15 protein-coding genes are annotated in these 15,685 nt (G+C 71.6%); 9 read left to right on the top strand and 6 right to left on the bottom strand.

Translation table 11 applies throughout. The features are described from left to right. Positions 1-400: 400 nt before the first annotated feature. Entirely contained in the window at positions 401-535 is a 135-nt protein-coding gene (locus tag ACIQNG_RS38880) for a hypothetical protein (protein ID WP_281392946.1), read from the bottom strand. 1,071 nt (positions 536-1,606) lie between these two features. Here ACIQNG_RS38880 and argC point away from each other — a divergent pair. The 5 genes from argC (at position 1,607) to ACIQNG_RS38855 (ending at position 6,560) form a co-directional block, all read left to right on the top strand. Next, on the top strand, positions 1,607-2,635 hold the full coding sequence (gene argC / locus ACIQNG_RS38875) for an N-acetyl-gamma-glutamyl-phosphate reductase (protein ID WP_401429225.1): 1,029 nt from the start codon (positions 1,607-1,609) through the stop codon (positions 2,633-2,635). After that, a complete protein-coding gene (gene argJ / locus ACIQNG_RS38870) occupies positions 2,632-3,783 on the top strand; it encodes a bifunctional glutamate N-acetyltransferase/amino-acid acetyltransferase ArgJ (protein ID WP_401491927.1) in 1,152 nt (383 codons plus the stop codon). The genes argC and argJ overlap by 4 nt, the downstream gene beginning before the upstream one ends. Beyond that, complete coding sequence (gene argB / locus ACIQNG_RS38865; protein WP_401429230.1) at positions 3,780-4,682, top strand: acetylglutamate kinase; 903 nt, start codon at positions 3,780-3,782, stop codon at positions 4,680-4,682. Before argJ ends, argB begins: the two co-directional genes overlap by 4 nt. 80 nt (positions 4,683-4,762) lie before the next feature. Next, entirely contained in the window at positions 4,763-5,959 is a 1,197-nt protein-coding gene (locus ACIQNG_RS38860; RefSeq protein ID WP_401491931.1) for an acetylornithine transaminase, read from the top strand. A gap of 7 nt (positions 5,960-5,966) precedes the next feature. After that, positions 5,967-6,560 carry an arginine repressor gene (locus ACIQNG_RS38855; RefSeq protein ID WP_401429232.1) on the top strand — a complete coding sequence of 198 codons (594 nt, stop codon included), beginning with the start codon at positions 5,967-5,969 and terminating at the stop codon, positions 6,558-6,560. A gap of 35 nt (positions 6,561-6,595) precedes the next feature. Here ACIQNG_RS38855 and ACIQNG_RS38850 read toward each other — a convergent pair whose 3' ends face one another. The 5 genes from ACIQNG_RS38850 to ACIQNG_RS38830 form a co-directional block, all read right to left on the bottom strand. Beyond that, positions 6,596-7,336, bottom strand: coding sequence for an FAD:protein FMN transferase (locus tag ACIQNG_RS38850; protein WP_401491924.1), 741 nt, complete (start codon positions 7,334-7,336; stop codon positions 6,596-6,598). Between the two features lie 97 nt (positions 7,337-7,433). Next, positions 7,434-8,252: an FMN-binding protein gene (locus ACIQNG_RS38845; protein ID WP_401491921.1), complete on the bottom strand. Its 819-nt coding sequence runs from the start codon at positions 8,250-8,252 to the stop codon at positions 7,434-7,436. Positions 8,253-8,309: 57 nt separating this feature from the next. Next, positions 8,310-9,692: a ferric reductase-like transmembrane domain-containing protein gene (locus ACIQNG_RS38840; RefSeq protein ID WP_401429235.1), complete on the bottom strand. Its 1,383-nt coding sequence runs from the start codon at positions 9,690-9,692 to the stop codon at positions 8,310-8,312. A gap of 100 nt (positions 9,693-9,792) precedes the next feature. Then, positions 9,793-10,494 (bottom strand): L,D-transpeptidase, encoded by a 702-nt coding sequence (locus ACIQNG_RS38835; RefSeq protein WP_401491918.1) that lies wholly within the window; start codon positions 10,492-10,494, stop codon positions 9,793-9,795. 68 nt (positions 10,495-10,562) lie between these two features. Beyond that, positions 10,563-11,150 (bottom strand): pyridoxamine 5'-phosphate oxidase family protein, encoded by a 588-nt coding sequence (locus ACIQNG_RS38830; protein WP_401491916.1) that lies wholly within the window; start codon positions 11,148-11,150, stop codon positions 10,563-10,565. A 252-nt stretch (positions 11,151-11,402) separates the two neighbouring features. On the opposite strand from ACIQNG_RS38830, the gene argH reads away from it, so the two are divergent. From argH to ACIQNG_RS38810, 4 genes are all read left to right on the top strand, one after another. Then, on the top strand, positions 11,403-12,833 hold the full coding sequence (gene argH, locus ACIQNG_RS38825) for an argininosuccinate lyase (protein WP_401429243.1): 1,431 nt from the start codon (positions 11,403-11,405) through the stop codon (positions 12,831-12,833). A 191-nt stretch (positions 12,834-13,024) separates the two neighbouring features. Then, the gene (locus ACIQNG_RS38820) at positions 13,025-13,576 is read left to right on the top strand and encodes a TetR/AcrR family transcriptional regulator (RefSeq protein ID WP_401429246.1); all 552 of its coding nucleotides are present in this window, start codon (positions 13,025-13,027) and stop codon (positions 13,574-13,576) included. Beyond that, entirely contained in the window at positions 13,573-15,093 is a 1,521-nt protein-coding gene (locus tag ACIQNG_RS38815) for an MFS transporter (RefSeq protein ID WP_401429248.1), read from the top strand. The genes ACIQNG_RS38820 and ACIQNG_RS38815 overlap by 4 nt, the downstream gene beginning before the upstream one ends. Positions 15,094-15,217: 124 nt before the next feature. Then, complete coding sequence (locus tag ACIQNG_RS38810) at positions 15,218-15,379, top strand: hypothetical protein (RefSeq protein ID WP_401429250.1); 162 nt, start codon at positions 15,218-15,220, stop codon at positions 15,377-15,379. The last annotated feature ends 306 nt before the right edge of the window (positions 15,380-15,685 follow it).

Genomic DNA, 15,685 nt, shown 5'->3' with positions numbered 1-15,685 from the left:
GAGACCGGCTGGCCTCGAAGCCCGGCAGTGTGCTCCCGAAACGAACGGGGACGCCCCCGAAGCCGACGGCCATGCCCTCGAAACACCACACAGGATGAGGGAATGAAGACATACGGCAGGGGCGAATCGAAAGAATGAAATGCCAACATTCGCGAGAATTGGAGGGCCCCGAGATTCGACAGTTTCCCGATTCGGGAATCGGGATCCGGAATTCATTGGGTTCCGCAAATAGGAAAAGGGATGTATGCTGGCAGCTGATCGCCAGTTCCGGGAAGCCGGACAGATCGCTCGGTCCATAAAAGAGTCGGGCCCCACGCCTCTGTTGCACGAGATCGTGGGGCCCCCGGTTCCGGACCTGGGATGGGCTCGGCCGTGGCATCGGCCGGGCCCATCGTTGCTGCTAGTTCAGCTGCCAGAGCTTGTACACCCAGTACGCGGCCTGGCTGGCACGCGCGATCAGGATGCATATCTGGACGGCTGACTGCCGCTTGGTCCGGTCCGGCTTGGTTCCCTCGTCGGGGTTCCTGCCGGACACCGAATCACCTCCTCCCGGTAGACCAGCTGAAATCCACCGGAATTCTTGGAGGGGTGTCTCGACAGTAGCAGAATCACGCCTACTGAAAAGCGGCTCCCTGAATGCGGCACCGATGCGACGCGGCTAATAGTGAGAGCTGTCCGGCGGCGCCGAGGCGTGGGTAATAGCTGGCTCGCGCTCCGGGCAAGTCTCGGCGTGGTTCCGGTTACGGTCTCGGCGCCGAGCCAGTGATCTTGGAAGATTCCGAGCGAGGAGGGCCGGGCGGGCCGGGCGCTCCAATCGGCCACGGCGTTGGTCATGGGTTGCTGTTGATCCAGGCCGTACGGCGCTCGGTGTTGAATACGTGCCAGATGCAGTCGCCGGTGGTCATCTCGATCTGCTGGCGGACGAGCCGCTTGCCCCGGTGGACGCTGCAAGCTAGATCGCCCTTGAGCCGGTTGTGGCGCTCGGGGTGCGCGTGGCCGGGGCCGGTACGGTCCGCATCACGAGCCGGGAAGATCCGCTCGCGCGTATCTGTGCGGGACTGGCAGCATGGGCTATCTCGACTCTGCCCTGTTCGCCGCCCAGAACGTCGCAGTGACCCCGTTCAGGCCGCAGACCACTAGCATCTGGCCCTCCGGTCGCCAGGTCAGTGACGTGTGGGCCCTGGTCTCATTCGGCCGCAGCCCATTTTCAGGCCCTGTCGGTCGGCACCGTGCCGACGCCGCGGACACCGATCAACGCGCAACTTGAAGACACTGCCGGCCTCCGTGGGCGGCCGGAAGCGGAGCCATGGTGGCCCGGGGCGGACCGGGAGCCCGGCTCCACGCATTGGTGGTCTGTGGTGTACCGCCGATCGTCCCCAGTTACGTACGACTCCGTCGCGCACCACCGCGTGCGACTCCCTCGCGCAAGGCTCTCGGCTACACAACTGCTCTGGCTACACAGTGCTACGGGACCAAGGTGTGCCAACTAGCGCTCTCCATGTGCCAACAAAGATTCTCGGTCACACGAGAAACCCATGACGCTGCCGATCCGCTTTGCATAAACGTGCAGCGAAACGTATAGTCATGCCATCGAGGAGGAGGTGCCATGACGGTACGTGCGGCGGTGGCCGGGGCGAGCGGGTACGCGGGCGGTGAGCTGCTGAGGCTGCTGCTGGCGCATCCCGCCGTGGAGATCGGCGCGCTGACCGGGAACTCCAACGCCGGGCAGCGGCTCGGGGCGCTCCAGCCGCATCTGGGGCCGCTCGCGGACCGGGTGCTCCAGGAGACCACCGCCGAGGTCCTCGCCGGTCACGACGTGGTCTTCCTCGCGCTGCCGCACGGACAGTCCGCCGCCGTCGCCGAGCGGCTCGGCCCCGACGTCCTGGTGATCGACATGGGCGCCGACTTCCGGCTCAAGGACGCCGCCGACTGGGAGCGGTTCTACGGTTCCGCCCACGCCGGGACCTGGCCGTACGGCCTCCCCGAACTGCCGGGCGCCCGTGCCGCGCTGGCCGGCGCCAAGCGCGTCGCGGTGCCCGGCTGCTATCCGACGGCCGTCTCCCTCGCCCTCCTCCCGGCCTACGCCGCCGCACTGGCCGAACCCGAGGCCGTGATCGTCGCCGCCTCCGGCACCTCCGGCGCGGGCAAGACGCCCAAGCCGCATCTGCTCGGCTCCGAGGTCATGGGCTCCATGACGCCCTACGGCGTGGGCGGCGGCCACCGGCACACCCCCGAGATGGTCCAGAACCTCAGCGACGTCGCCGGCGCACCGGTCGCCGTCTCCTTCACCCCGACCCTCGCCCCGATGCCGCGCGGCATCCTCGCGACCTGCAACGTCAAGGCCCGGCCTGGCGTCACCGCCGACGCCGTACGCACCGCCTACGAGAAGGCGTACGCCGACGAGCCCTTCGTCCGGCTGCTGCCCGAGGGACAGCAGCCGGCGACGGCGTCCGTCCACGGTTCCAACGCCGTTCAGGTGCAGGTCGCGTACGACGCCGCCGTGGGCCGCATCATCGCGATCAGCGCCATCGACAACCTGACCAAGGGCACCGCGGGCGGTGCCCTTCAGAGCATGAACATCGCCCTGGGGCTCGACGAGAGCACCGGACTTTCCACGATCGGAGTCGCACCTTGAGTGTCACGGCAGCCAAGGGGTTCACGGCGGCGGGGATCGCCGCCGGGATCAAGGAGAGCGGCAATCCGGACCTGGCCCTCGTGGTCAACACCGGACCCCGCCGCTCCGCCGCGGGCGTCTTCACCTCCAACCGCGTCAAGGCCGCACCGGTGCTGTGGTCGGAGCAGGTCCTCAAGGGCGGTCAGGTCTCCGCCGTCGTCCTCAACTCGGGCGGCGCCAACGCCTGCACCGGCCCGCAGGGCTTCCAGGACACCCACGCGACCGCCGAGCGGACCGCCGAGACGCTCGGGCACAACGCCGCCGAGGTCGCCGTCTGCTCCACCGGTCTGATCGGTGTGCTGCTGCCCATGGACAAGCTGCTCCCCGGCATCGGCGCCGCCGCCGCCCAGCTCTCCGAGCACGGCGGTGAGAAGGCCGCCATCGCCATCAAGACCACCGACACCGTCCACAAGACGTCCGTGGCCGGCGGGGACGGCTGGACCGTCGGCGGCATGGCCAAGGGCGCCGGCATGCTCGCCCCCGGCCTCGCCACCATGCTGGTCGTCCTCACCACCGACGCCGACCTCGACGCCGACGTCCTGGACCGGGCGCTGCGCGCGGCGACCCGGACGACCTTCGACCGGGTCGACTCCGACGGCTGCATGTCCACCAACGACACCGTCCTGCTGCTGGCCTCCGGCGCCTCCGGCGTCGCCCCCGACCACGCCGCGTTCGCCGAGGCCGTACGCACCGTCTGCGACGACCTCGGCCAGCAGCTCATCCGGGACGCCGAGGGCGCCAGCAAGGACATCAAGATCGAGGTCGTCAACGCGGCGACCGAGGACGAGGCCGTCGAGGTGGGCCGCTCCATCGCCCGCAACAACCTCCTCAAGTGCGCGATCCACGGCGAGGACCCCAACTGGGGCCGGGTCCTGTCCGCCATCGGCACCACGTCCGCCGCCTTCGAGCCCGACCGGCTGAACGTCGCCATCAACGGCGTCTGGGTCTGCAAGAACGGCGGGGTCGGCGAGGACCGCGACCAGGTCGACATGCGCTTCCGCGAGGTGCACATCGTCGCCGACCTCGCCGCCGGGGCCGAGACCGCCACGATCTGGACCAACGACCTCACCGCCGACTACGTCCACGAGAACAGCGCCTACTCCTCATGACCGCTCCCCGCAAGCACACCGCGCTGCCCAAGGCACAGATCCTCGTGGAGGCGCTGCCCTGGCTGACCCGGCATCACGGCCGGACCGTCGTCATCAAGTTCGGCGGCAACGCCATGGTGGACGACGACCTGAAGGCCGCCTTCGCCCAGGACGTGGTCTTCCTGCGGCACGCCGGGCTCAAGCCGGTCGTCGTGCACGGCGGCGGCCCGCAGATCAGCGCCGCCCTCGACCGGCACGGCATCGTCAGCGAGTTCAAGGCAGGGCTCCGGGTCACCACCGAGGAGGCCATGGACGTCGTACGGATGGTGCTGGCCGGGCAGGTCCAGCGCGAGCTGGTCGGGCTGCTCAACCAGCACGGACCGCTCGCCGTCGGACTCACCGGCGAGGACGCCCACACCATGACCGCCATCAAGCACCGGCCCCGCGTCGACGGCGAACTCGTCGACATCGGGCGGGTGGGCGAGATCACCGAGATCGACACGGGCGCGATCGAGGCCCTGCTCGCCGACGGCCGCATCCCGGTCGTCTCCTCGATCGCCCGCTCCCAGGACGACGGACATGTCTACAACGTCAATGCTGATACGGCGGCTGCGGCACTCGCTGCTGCGCTGGGCGCCGAGACCCTCATGGTCCTCACGGACGTCGAGGGCCTCTACGAGGACTGGCCCGACAGCGACGAGGTGATCAGCCGGCTCACCGCGCGCCAACTGGAGAAGCTGCTGCCGGAGCTGTCCGCCGGGATGGTGCCGAAGATGGAGGGCTGTCTGCACGCCGTCCGCAACGGCGTCACCACCGCCCGGGTCATCGACGGCCGGGTACAGCACGCCATCCTGCTGGAGATCTTTACGGATGAAGGGGTCGGCACCATGGTCGTGCCGGACGGACAGGGGGAGCCGTGAACGACGCCGGGAACGCCACGAACACCGTGAACGCCACGAACACCGGGAATGCCACGAACGCCACGAACGCCACGAACGCCGTGAACAACGAGGATCTGACCGCCCGCTGGCAGGGCGCCCTCATGAACAACTACGGCACCCCGCGCGTCCCCCTGGTCCGCGGCGAGGGCACCCGGCTGTGGGACGCCGACGGCAACGAGTACCTCGACTTCCTCGGCGGTATCGCGGTCAACGCCCTCGGCCACGCCCATCCGGCGATCGTGGCCGCGGTGAGCCGGCAGATCGCGTCCCTCGGCCATGTCTCCAACCTCTTCATCGCCGAACCGCCCGTCGCCCTCGCCGAACGGCTGCTCCAGCTCTTCGGCCGCGACGGCAAGGTGTTCTTCTGCAACTCCGGCGCCGAGGCCAACGAGGGCGCCTTCAAGATCGGCCGGCTGACCGGGCGCACCCACATGGTCGCCACCCAGGGCGGCTTCCACGGCCGCACCATGGGCGCCCTCGCCCTCACCGGCCAGCCCGCCAAGCAGCAGCCGTTCCTGCCGCTGCCCGGCGAGGTCACCCATGTCCCGTACGGCGACGCCCAGGCACTGGCCGCCGCGGTCACCGACGAGACCGCGCTCGTCGTCATCGAGCCGATCCAGGGCGAGAGCGGTGTGGTCGTCCCGCCGCCGGGCTATCTGAAGGCGGCCCGCGCGATCACCGCCGCCAGCGGCAGTCTGCTCGTCCTGGACGAGGTGCAGACCGGGATCGGCCGCACCGGTCACTGGTTCGCCTACCAGGCCCACGAGGGCGTCCTCCCGGACGTCGTCACCCTCGCCAAGGGACTCGGCGGCGGGCTGCCCCTCGGCGCGACCGTCGCCTTCGGCCGGGCCGCCGACCTCCTCCAGCCCGGCCAGCACGGTACGACCTTCGGCGGCAACCCGGTCTCCTGCGCCGCCGGACTCGCCGTGCTCGACACCGTCGCGGGCGACGGGCTGCTGGAGAACGTGAAGCGGCAGGGCGAGCGGCTGCGCGAGGGAATCGAGGCCACCGGGCATCCGCTGGTCGCGCATGTCAGGGGCGCGGGCCTGCTGCTGGGTATCGTGCTCACCAGGCCCCTCGCACCGCAGGTGCAGAAGGCGGCCCAGGACGCCGGATTCCTGGTGAACGCGCCCGCCCCCGACGTCGTACGGCTGGTTCCGCCGCTGAACCTCGGCGACGACGAGGTGGCGGCGCTGCTCCAGGCGCTGCCCGGCGTTCTCGACGCGAGCGACGAGGACGGACGAACCGCGGAATGAGACGACGATGAGTCAGGCGCAGGACCACGAGCAGCCGTCCGGGACGGACGGCCCGGCGGGAGCGGCCGGAGCCGCCGGTGCCGGGGGTGCGGCCGGGCCGGCCGTGCCCCAGACCCGGACCGCCCGCCACCGCCGGATCGTGGACATCCTCAACCGGCAGCCCGTGCGGTCGCAGAGCCAGCTCGCGAAGCTGCTCGCCGACGACGGGCTGAACGTCACCCAGGCCACCCTGTCGCGGGACCTGGACGAGCTGAACGCGGTGAAGATCAGGGACAACGAGGGTGACCTGATCTACGCCGTGCCGAGCGAGGGTGGATACCGCACGCCGCGGGCGCCGTTGGGGGAGTCGGCGAAGGAGGAGCGGATGCGCCGGCTCTCCTCCGAACTGCTGATCTCCGCGGAGGCTTCGGCGAACCTCGTGGTCCTGCGCACCCCTCCGGGAGCGGCCCAGTTCCTGGCGTCCGCCATCGACCAGGCCGAACTCCAGGACATCCTGGGCACCATCGCCGGGGACGACACCCTGCTCCTGATCAGCCGCAGGCCCGACGGGGGCCAGGCACTGGCGGACCACCTGCTGAGGCTGGCGCAGAACGGGCCCTAGGCGGCGAGGCCGCCCTCGCGGGGCTCGGCGCGGGGTCAGCCCAGGCGGGCCGCGAGTCCGCCGGTGCATCTCACCTCGTCGCCCGCCGTGATCAGCAGCGCCTCCACCTCCGGCAGTGACTCCAGCCAGGTCAGCGCCTGGCGCGAGCCCATCGCGAACGCGGCCGTGGCCCAGCAGTCGGTCCAGGTCAGGCGGGGGCCCACCACCGTGACCGCCAGCAGGTCCGTCACGGCCGACCTGCCGGTGCGGGGGTCCACGATGTGGGCGCCCCGTTCGACGGTGCCGGAGGTGGCGACCGACAGCCCGGACGTGCCCGCGGCCGAGATCACCGCCGCCAGACCGCCCGGCCGCAGCGGGTCGGAGACCCCCACCCGCCAGGGGCGCCCGGGGTCAGGGACGCCCAGGAGCTGTACGTCCCCGCCGCCGTTCACACTCACCCCGATCACCCCCTCGACCGCCGCCAGCCGTACGGCGGCCTGTTCCACCGCCCAGCCCTTCACGATCCCGGTCGGATCCGGTCGGCCCCGGTAGGAGGTGCTGAACCAGCCCTCGCTGATCCGCTCCGCCTCCGCGCCCAGCCGCAGCACCTCGGCCACCTCCGGGTCGCACTCCCCGACCGTCAGCTCCCCGGCCGCCAGCCGGGACACCTGGCTGTCCGCGCGATAGGTGGAGAACAGCGCGTCGACCCGGTGCAGCCCGGCGACCACCTCCCGCAGCACCTCCCGCACGGCCTCCGGCGCCCCGCCCCGCACATCGAGGGAGACGACCGTGCCCATGACCTCCTCCGCGTGCCGGACCACGGCGGGCCCGGGTCGGGACGGCGGTCCCGGCACCGGCTCGGACGCGGGACCCGGCTGCGCCCCGGACCCACCCTCAGCCACCGGCCCGGTCCAGGGCCGACTGGAGCGACTCCTGGTATCCCGCGCTCGTGTACGTCGCGCCGGACACGGCGTCGATCTGCGCGTCGCCCGCCGCCACCGCCGCCCGGTTCAGCGCGGGCACCGCGTTCTCGGTGATCTGCGTACTGCGTCCGCCGCTCGGTGCCTGAAGCGTCTCCGCCTGGATGATCCGGCCCCCGGCGACCGTGATCCGCACCTGGACCGGGCCGTACTCGGTCCGGGCCACGCCGCCGGTGAGGACCTGGGTCGCCGGCGCCGCGGGTGCCGACGGCTCGGCCGGCTCCTTGGCGGGCCCGTCCGCCCGCACCTGGTCCAGGGCCGACTGGAGCGACTGCCGGTACCCGGTGCTCGTGTACGTGGCGCCCGACACCGCGTCGATCTGCGCGCTCTGCGCCGCGACCGCCGCTCGGTTGAGCCGGGGCACCGCGTCCGCGTTGATGTCGGTGCTCCGGCCGCCGCTCGGCGACTGGACCGCCGCCGCCTCGGTGACCCTGCCGCCGGAGACGGTGAGGCGGACCTGGACGGGGCCGTACTCGGTCCGCACCACGCTGCCGGTGACCGTCCGCGTCCCGGCGTCCTGGCCGGAGCCGGAGCCGGAGCCGGAGGCAGAGTCGGCGCCCGCCGCTTGGGCGCCGCCCTGGGGGGACTGCCCGCCCGCGACGGGGGGCCGGTCGCCCGCCGCCGAGGCGGAGCCCGGGTCGGACGCCGGTTTCAACGTCAGCAGCAGCACGATGCCGGACACGGTGGCCGCGGTGGCCAGCACGGCCCGCCGAACGGGGTGACTCTTCTTCATGGTTGCCGGTCTCCTGGTGACCCGTAGCGGGAAAGCCCGAGGGGAGTGGACCGTCGTTCACATCGCGAACGACTCGTGATGGATGCGCCGGGCGGGGATCCCCGCGCCGCGCAGTGCCTCGTACACGGACTGCGCGAAGCCGGGCGGCCCGCACAGGAAGGCGTCGTGCCGTTCGATGTCGGGGATCTTCTGTCGCAGGGTCTCGGCGGAGATGTCGGGCCGGGCCCCGTCCGGGCTGTTGATGGCGTACATCAGCCGGGCGCCGCGCTCGTCGGCGATGGCGGCCAGTTCGTCCCACAGCGCCAGGTCCTGGGTGCTGTTGGCCCGGTAGAGCAGGGTGATGTCACCGGCCGCGCCGGGCAGGGTCTCGAACAGGGCCCGCATCGGGGTGATCCCGACCCCGCCCGCCACCAGCAGCACCTTGCCGCGGCTGCGCCGGGCCGCGGTGAGCGCGCCGTACGGGCCCTCCGCCCACACCCGGGTGCCAGGGCGCAGCTCACGCAGCCGGGCGCTGTGGTCGCCGATCGCCTTCACGGTGATCCGGAGCATGTCCGGGCGGGGCGCCGCCGACAGCGAGTAGGGGTGCGAGCTGAACCGCATGCCCGGCGCCAGGAACCGCCACCGGAAGAACTGCCCGGCCTCCGCGCCCATCCGGTGCAGCCGGCGCCCGCCGATCAGCACCGACACGATGCCCGGCGTCTCCTCCACGACCGCCTCGACCCGCATCCGGTGCCGCAGGTTGAGCCGGATCGGGGTGAGGATCCGGAACCAGAGCACCAGCGCGGTGACCGCCCCGTACAGCCCGTACCAGAAGGTCTTCGCGACCGGTTCCACCGCGAAGTCGTTACCGGTGGAGATCTGGTGCCAGAACGTCAGGAACACCGCCGCGTACGTCATCAGGTGCACGTGGTACCAGGTGTCGTACGGCATCCTGCGGCGCACGCCGCCGATCGACACCAGGCCGATGAGCAGCAGCAGTCCGGTGCCGATCGCGGCCTTGCCCAGGTCGGGGAGCTGGGTGACGGAGTCGACCGTCTGCCGGGCGATGTCGCCGAGGCCCCGGCCCGCCTGGAGTGCGTAGCCCCACATGATGAGGAAGACATGGGCGAGGGTCAGACACAGGGTGTAGCGGCCGGTGGTCGCGTGCCAGCGGGCCACCCGGTCGGAGCCGACCCGGCGTTCCAGCGCGGGCACGCGGGCCATCTGGAGCACCACCAGCGCCATCAGATAGCCCGCGAGCAGTCCGGTGATCCGGCCCGCGTTGACGATCCGGCCCGGATGGTCGGCCACCGAGGGGGTGTTGTGCCACCACAGCCACAGCACGGCCGCCGCGCCGGCCCCGACCGCGAGCAGCAGCGGCACGGCGGGGGAGCGGCGCGGCCGGATGCGGCGCATGGTCTGTCGCCGGGCGGCACGGCCGCCCGCGAGCGTGCTGGTCACGGTTCCTCCGGGGACGGGGGCAACGGGTGTGTCGTGGTCCCTTGGCCCAGAGATACGTGCGGGTCGCGCGCCGCGTTCAGCCCGTGCCGCGCGCGAGCCGTCAGGAGCGGGTGATCGCGGTGGCCCCGCCCTCGGTGCCGATCGCGATGTGCGGCCGGGCGGCGGGCTCGACCCAGGCGAGGATCGCGCGCATGGCCTCGTTCGGCACCGACACACAACCAGCGGTCGGCCCGCTGCCGTTGACGTGCAGGAAGATCCCGGCGCCGCGTCCGCGCACCGGCTCGTGGTAGTTGAAGCCGATGACGAGGGCGTGCGCGTACTGGGTGCCGTAGGAGATCAGATGCTCGGCGTGGCCCGCCCGGCAGTCGGCGGCCCGGGGCTCGCTCCAGCGGTTGTAGTCCCGTGAGTCGTTGTCCTGGCACCACCAGGAGTCCTGCCGCACCGCCCGGTGGGGGTACGCCGTCCCGTCCGGCGCCGGCTCGATGCCGAAGGCGTACGGCAGGTCGTACAGGCCGGTGGGGGTGGTGTTGGTGCCCTGTTCCCGGGAGTCGCCCTCGACCAGCCCCTTGGCGCCGAAGCGGGCGGGCGCGCTGCCCGCCTCCACCCAGGTGTCGCCCTGCCGGTCCCACCAGGTGACGGTGCCGGTGGTCGAGCCGGTGTCCGGTGCCACGGCGGTGATGAGCTGATCGCCGCCGCCGGTGCGGGCCATCTCCAGGGGCAGCGGCACGGGTTCGGCCGGGGCCGTGCCCAGCAGTGCGGCGGAGGTGACCAAGGCGACGGCGGCGGCGAGTACGGGGCGCATGGCGCCGACGCTAGAGCGGGCCGGCGCGGGGGGCAGCGCGGGTGACCCGTTCGGGGCGGGGCGTGCGGCTACACGGGGGTCGGCGGCAGTGGCAGGGGCAGTCCCGGCAGCCCGTCGAGGCTGGTGGCGACGTGGTCCTTCTTGTGGAAGTAGGCGTCGAGGGAGGCGTCGTCCTCGCGGGCGAAGCGCCGTTCGTGCAGATCGCGGTCGGCGTCGTAGGTCATCAGCGGGACGGCGTAGCCGCAGGTGTCGCGGATGAGGTCCGCGCTCACCACGATGATCGCCCGCAGTCCGTGCTGGGCGGGGTCGATGGCGGGGAAGCGGGCGAGGAGGTCCGGGAAGCGGGGGTCGTCGCGGAAGACGGGTTCCCCGCGCCCGTGCACCCGCACGATGTTCGGCGGCCCCTGGAAGGCGCACCACATCAGGGTGATGCGGCCGTTCTCCCGCAGATGCGCGATGGTCTCGGCGTTGGATCCGGCGAAGTCGAGATAGGCCACCGTCAACCCGTCGAGCACGGTGAATGAGCCTCTGAGGCCCTTGGGGGAGAGATTGACCGTACCCTCGCCGGAGAGTGGGGCGGTCGCGGTGAAGAAGAGCGGCTGCTCTTCGATGAAGGTACGGAGTCTGCCGTCGATGCGCTCATATGTCTTTCCCACGCCTGACGATTCTCCTGCCCGGCGCCCGGGGCGGCAATGGGGTACGGCAGGGCGGGAAGGGGCGGGACGGGCGGGGGCTGCGCCCGCCGGGGAAGGGGCGGGACGGGCGGAGGCTGCGCCCGCCGGGGAAGGGGCGGGAGGGGCGGGGGTTTGCGCCCGCCGGGGACGGGGCCGTGCGGTGAAATTGACTACTCATGCAGAGGTCTGCATACTCATGCAGGACGGATGAGTGCAGGGTGAGGAGCGACACGAGTGAGCAGCAACAGTGGTGACGTCCGGCTGTGGGGCGGCCGTTTCGCCGACGGTCCCGCCGAGGCCCTGGCGAAACTGTCCGCCTCCGTCCACTTCGACTGGCGGCTCGCGCCGTACGACATCGCCGGCTCCCGCGCGCACGCCCGGGTCCTCCACCAGGCGGGCCTGCTCACGGCCGACGAGCTGACCCGGATGATCGCCGGGCTGGACCGGCTCGAAGCCGATGTCGCCGACGGCTCCTTCACCGGCACCATCGCCGACGAGGACGTCCACACCGCCCTGGAACGCGGCCTGCTCGAACGGCTCGGCCCCGACCTCGGCGGCAAGCTCCGCGCGGGCCGCTCCCGCAACGACCAGGTGGCGACCCTCTTCCGGATGTATCTGCGGGACCACGCCCGGGTGGTCGGCGCGCTGATCGCCGACCTCCAGGAGGCGCTGATCGGGCTGGCGCAGGCCCACCCGGAGGTCGCCATGCCCGGCCGCACCCACCTCCAGCACGCCCAGCCGGTCCTCTTCGCCCACCATGTCCTCGCCCATGTCCAGTCCCTGTCCCGGGACGCCGAGCGGCTCCGCCAGTGGGACGAGCGCACGGCCGTCTCGCCGTACGGCTCGGGCGCGCTCGCGGGCAGCAGCCTCGGTCTGGACCCGGAGGCGGTCGCGAGGGACCTGGGCTTCGAGCACGGCAGCTCGGGCAACTCCATCGACGGCACCGCCTCCCGCGACTTCGCCGCCGAGTTCGCCTTCATCACCGCGATGATCGGGGTGAACCTCTCCCGGATCGCCGAGGAGGTCATCATCTGGAACACGAAGGAGTTCTCCTTCGTCACCCTGCACGACGCCTTCTCCACCGGCTCCTCGATCATGCCGCAGAAGAAGAACCCGGACATCGCGGAGCTGGCGCGCGGCAAGTCCGGCCGGCTGATCGGCAATCTCACCGGCCTCATGGCCACCCTGAAGGCGCTCCCCCTCGCCTACAACCGCGACCTCCAGGAGGACAAGGAGCCGGTCTTCGACTCCATCGACCAGCTGGAGGTCCTGCTGCCCGCCTTCACCGGCATGATGGCCACCCTCACCGTCCACCGCGAGCGCCTGGAGGAGCTGGCCCCGGCCGGTTTCTCGCTGGCCACGGACATCGCCGAGTGGCTGGTCAAGCAGGGCGTCCCGTTCCGCGTCGCCCACGAGGTGGCCGGCGAGTGCGTCAAGGTCGCGGAGGCCGAGGGCAAGGAGCTGGACGACCTCACGGACGAGCAGTTCGCCAAGATCTCCCCCCACCTCACCCCCGAGGTCCGTACCGTCCTCAACGTCCCCGGCGCCCTGGCCTCCCGCGACGGCAGGGGCGGCACCGCACCGAGCGCGGTGGCGATCCAGCTCGCGGAAGTGAAGACGGACGTGGCGGCCCAGCGGGAGTGGGCGCACGCGAAGGAGAAGTAGGACCGCGCGGGCGGGGCTGTACGGCCCCCTGGCGTGGGGTGTGGGCCATCCCGACCGGATCCGGAAACGGACCGGGCGGGGTGGCCCACACTCGTTCCTCGGGCCGGAAGCGTCGGTTCGCGTCCTCTGTGTCCCGCATCACACCCGCCCTGGGTGAGACAAACATGTCTCATATGCGCTAACCTCGTCTCATGGCCGTCGACCGTGACCACACCCTGCGCACCGCCGCAGCCCTGCTGACCCGAAAAGCCACCGCGACCATGGACGAGGTCGCCAAGGCCGCCGGCATCAGCCGCGCCACCCTGCACCGGCACTTCGCCGGCCGGGACGCCCTGATCCGCGCACTGGAGGAGCTGGGCATCGCCGAGTGCGAGGCGGCCATGGAACGCGCCCGCATGGAAGAGGGCCCCGCGAGTGACGCCGTACGGCGCACGGTCCGGGAGATCGAGCCGGTCGCGGGCCTCCTCGCGTTCCTCTACACCGAGAACCAACTGTTCGAGGGCGAGGAGCGCAACACCGGCTGGGAGCGACTGGACGCCCGGATCTCCGCCCTGTTCCAGCGGGGACAGGAGAACGGCGAGTTCCGGATCGACCTGACGCCCGTCTGGCTCACCGAGGCCCTCTACGGCCTCGTGGGGGCCGCGGCCTGGGCCGTGATCGACGGCCGGGTCGCCGCGAAGGACTTCGAGAAAATGATCGTCGAGCTGCTGCTCGGCGGCGCGGTACGGAGAGAGGAATCATGAGCAGCACCCTGCAGCCGACGAACGCGACCGAGGCGGTGAAGCGCCCCGGACGCTGGCTCGCGCTGTCCGTCCTCGTGCTCGCCGTGCTGCTCGTGGCCGTCGACGCGACCGTGCTCGGCCTGGCCTCCCCCTACATCACCGAGGACCTCAACCCCTCGGGCACCCAGCTCCTGTGGATCGGTGACGTCTACTCCTTCGTCATCGCCGGTCTGCTGGTCTCCATGGGCAGTCTCGGTGACCGCATCGGACGCAAGCGGATCCTGCTGATCGGCGCCACCGCGTTCGGTGCCGTCTCCGTGCTCAACGCCTACGCGACCACGCCGGAGCTGCTGATCGTGGCCCGGGCGCTGCTCGGTGTCGCCGGCGCGACCCTGATGCCGGCCACCCTCGCCCTGATCCGCAACCTCTTCCACGACCCGCGCGAGCGCAGCCTCGCCATCGGCATCTGGGGCGCCACCGCCTCCGCGGGTACGGCGATCGGCCCGATCATGGGCGGCTTCCTGCTGGAGCACTTCTGGTGGGGCTCGGTCTTCCTGATCAACCTGCCCGTGATGGCCGTGCTCGTCGTGGTCGGCGCCAAGCTGCTCCCCGAGTCCCGCAACCCGAATCCGGGTCCCTGGGACACGGCCAGCGTGCTGCTGTCCCTGGTCGGCATGATCGCCGTGGTGTACGCCATCAAGGAGGCGGCCACGCACGGCTTCGCCTGGGCCACCCTGGCGGCGGCCCTGGTGGGTGTGGCGGCGCTGTACGGCTTTGTACGCCGCCAGTTCACCCTGCCGTCCCCGCTGCTGGACATGCGGCTGTTCCGCAACCGCGGCTTCAGCGGCGCCGTCCTCGCCGACCTGCTGACCATCCTCGGCCTGTCCGGCCTGGTCTTCTTCCTGTCCCAGTACTTCCAGCTGGTGCAGGGCAGGCGACCGCTGGAGGCCGGTCTGGCCGAACTGCCCGCCGCGATCGGCGCGGTGGCCGCCGGTCTGATCGCCGGCCGGGCCGCCCGCCGCTTCTCGGTCCGGGCCGTGGTCGCCGGCGGACTGGCCGCCGTGGGTGTGGCGCTCGGTGCGCTGACCTTCATGAGCCAGTCCACGGGCTATCCGCTGCTCGGCGCGGCCCTGCTGGTGGTCGGCATCGGCGCGGGCTTCGCGTTCACCGTGACGGCCGACATCATCCTCACATCGGTCCCCAAGGAACAGGCGGGCGCGGCCTCCGCGGTCTCGGAGACGGCGTACGAACTGGGCGCGGCCCTCGGTATCGCCCTGCTCGGCTCGATCGTCACCGGCGTCTACCGCGACTTCGTCGGCCCACCGGGCACCCCGGACGCGGCCCACGAGTCGCTGGGCGCCGCCACGGAAGCGGCGTCGGGGCTGCCCGCCGACACGGCGGCCCGGCTGCTGGACTCGGCCCGGGAAGCCTTTGTCGACGGTCTGACGACCGCGGCGACGGTGGGCTCGGTGGTCCTGCTCGCGGCCTCCGTGGCGGCCTGGTTCCTGCTGCGCGGCCAACGGCTGGAGAACGCGTAGCCATGGGGCGCCGCGGTGGCTTCCGGCCACCGCGGCGCCCCCGCTTTAAGTCCCTTTTCGCATCGGCCTGATGGTCTTGACTCCGAACCCGACGTCACCACGACGCGAGAAGGAGCCACCGACCATGACCCGTCGTACGCGAAACCTGCTCATCGCGGGCACCGTGATCGCCGCCGGTCTCACCACCGGCGGCGCCGTGCCGGCCGCGGACAGCGGCGAGACACCCCGCGAGCGCGTCGACTACGTCGTCGAAGAGGGCGACCGCGGCCGGCACACCGGCAGCTAGGGTCTGTCGTTTGGATCAGCCCGGCTGTGGGAAGCGGTGCTGTTCGGTCGGGCCGAGCGGGGTCCGGTGCGTGGAGCTGCAAGGCGGAGGAGGGCGGCGACGCGGAGCGTCGGCAACCGACGACAACGCCGCTGGGGGTGCCCCCACGCCTTTCGGGCAGTGGGGGAGCGTGCCAGACCCCGCGACGCCGGGATGATCCGAACGACAGGCCCTAGGGGGTGTCCGCAATGTCGGTGGGTCGTTAGCCCGTTCGTGGTGCGTCGTCATGAAGTGACTGATCAGGCGTGGGCGGTGATCGGGCCTTTG

The organism is Streptomyces sp. NPDC091377, from assembly GCF_044757045.1.
Lineage (GTDB): Bacteria > Actinomycetota > Actinomycetes > Streptomycetales > Streptomycetaceae > Streptomyces.
This window is presented reverse-complemented; position numbering and strand designations above follow the sequence as displayed.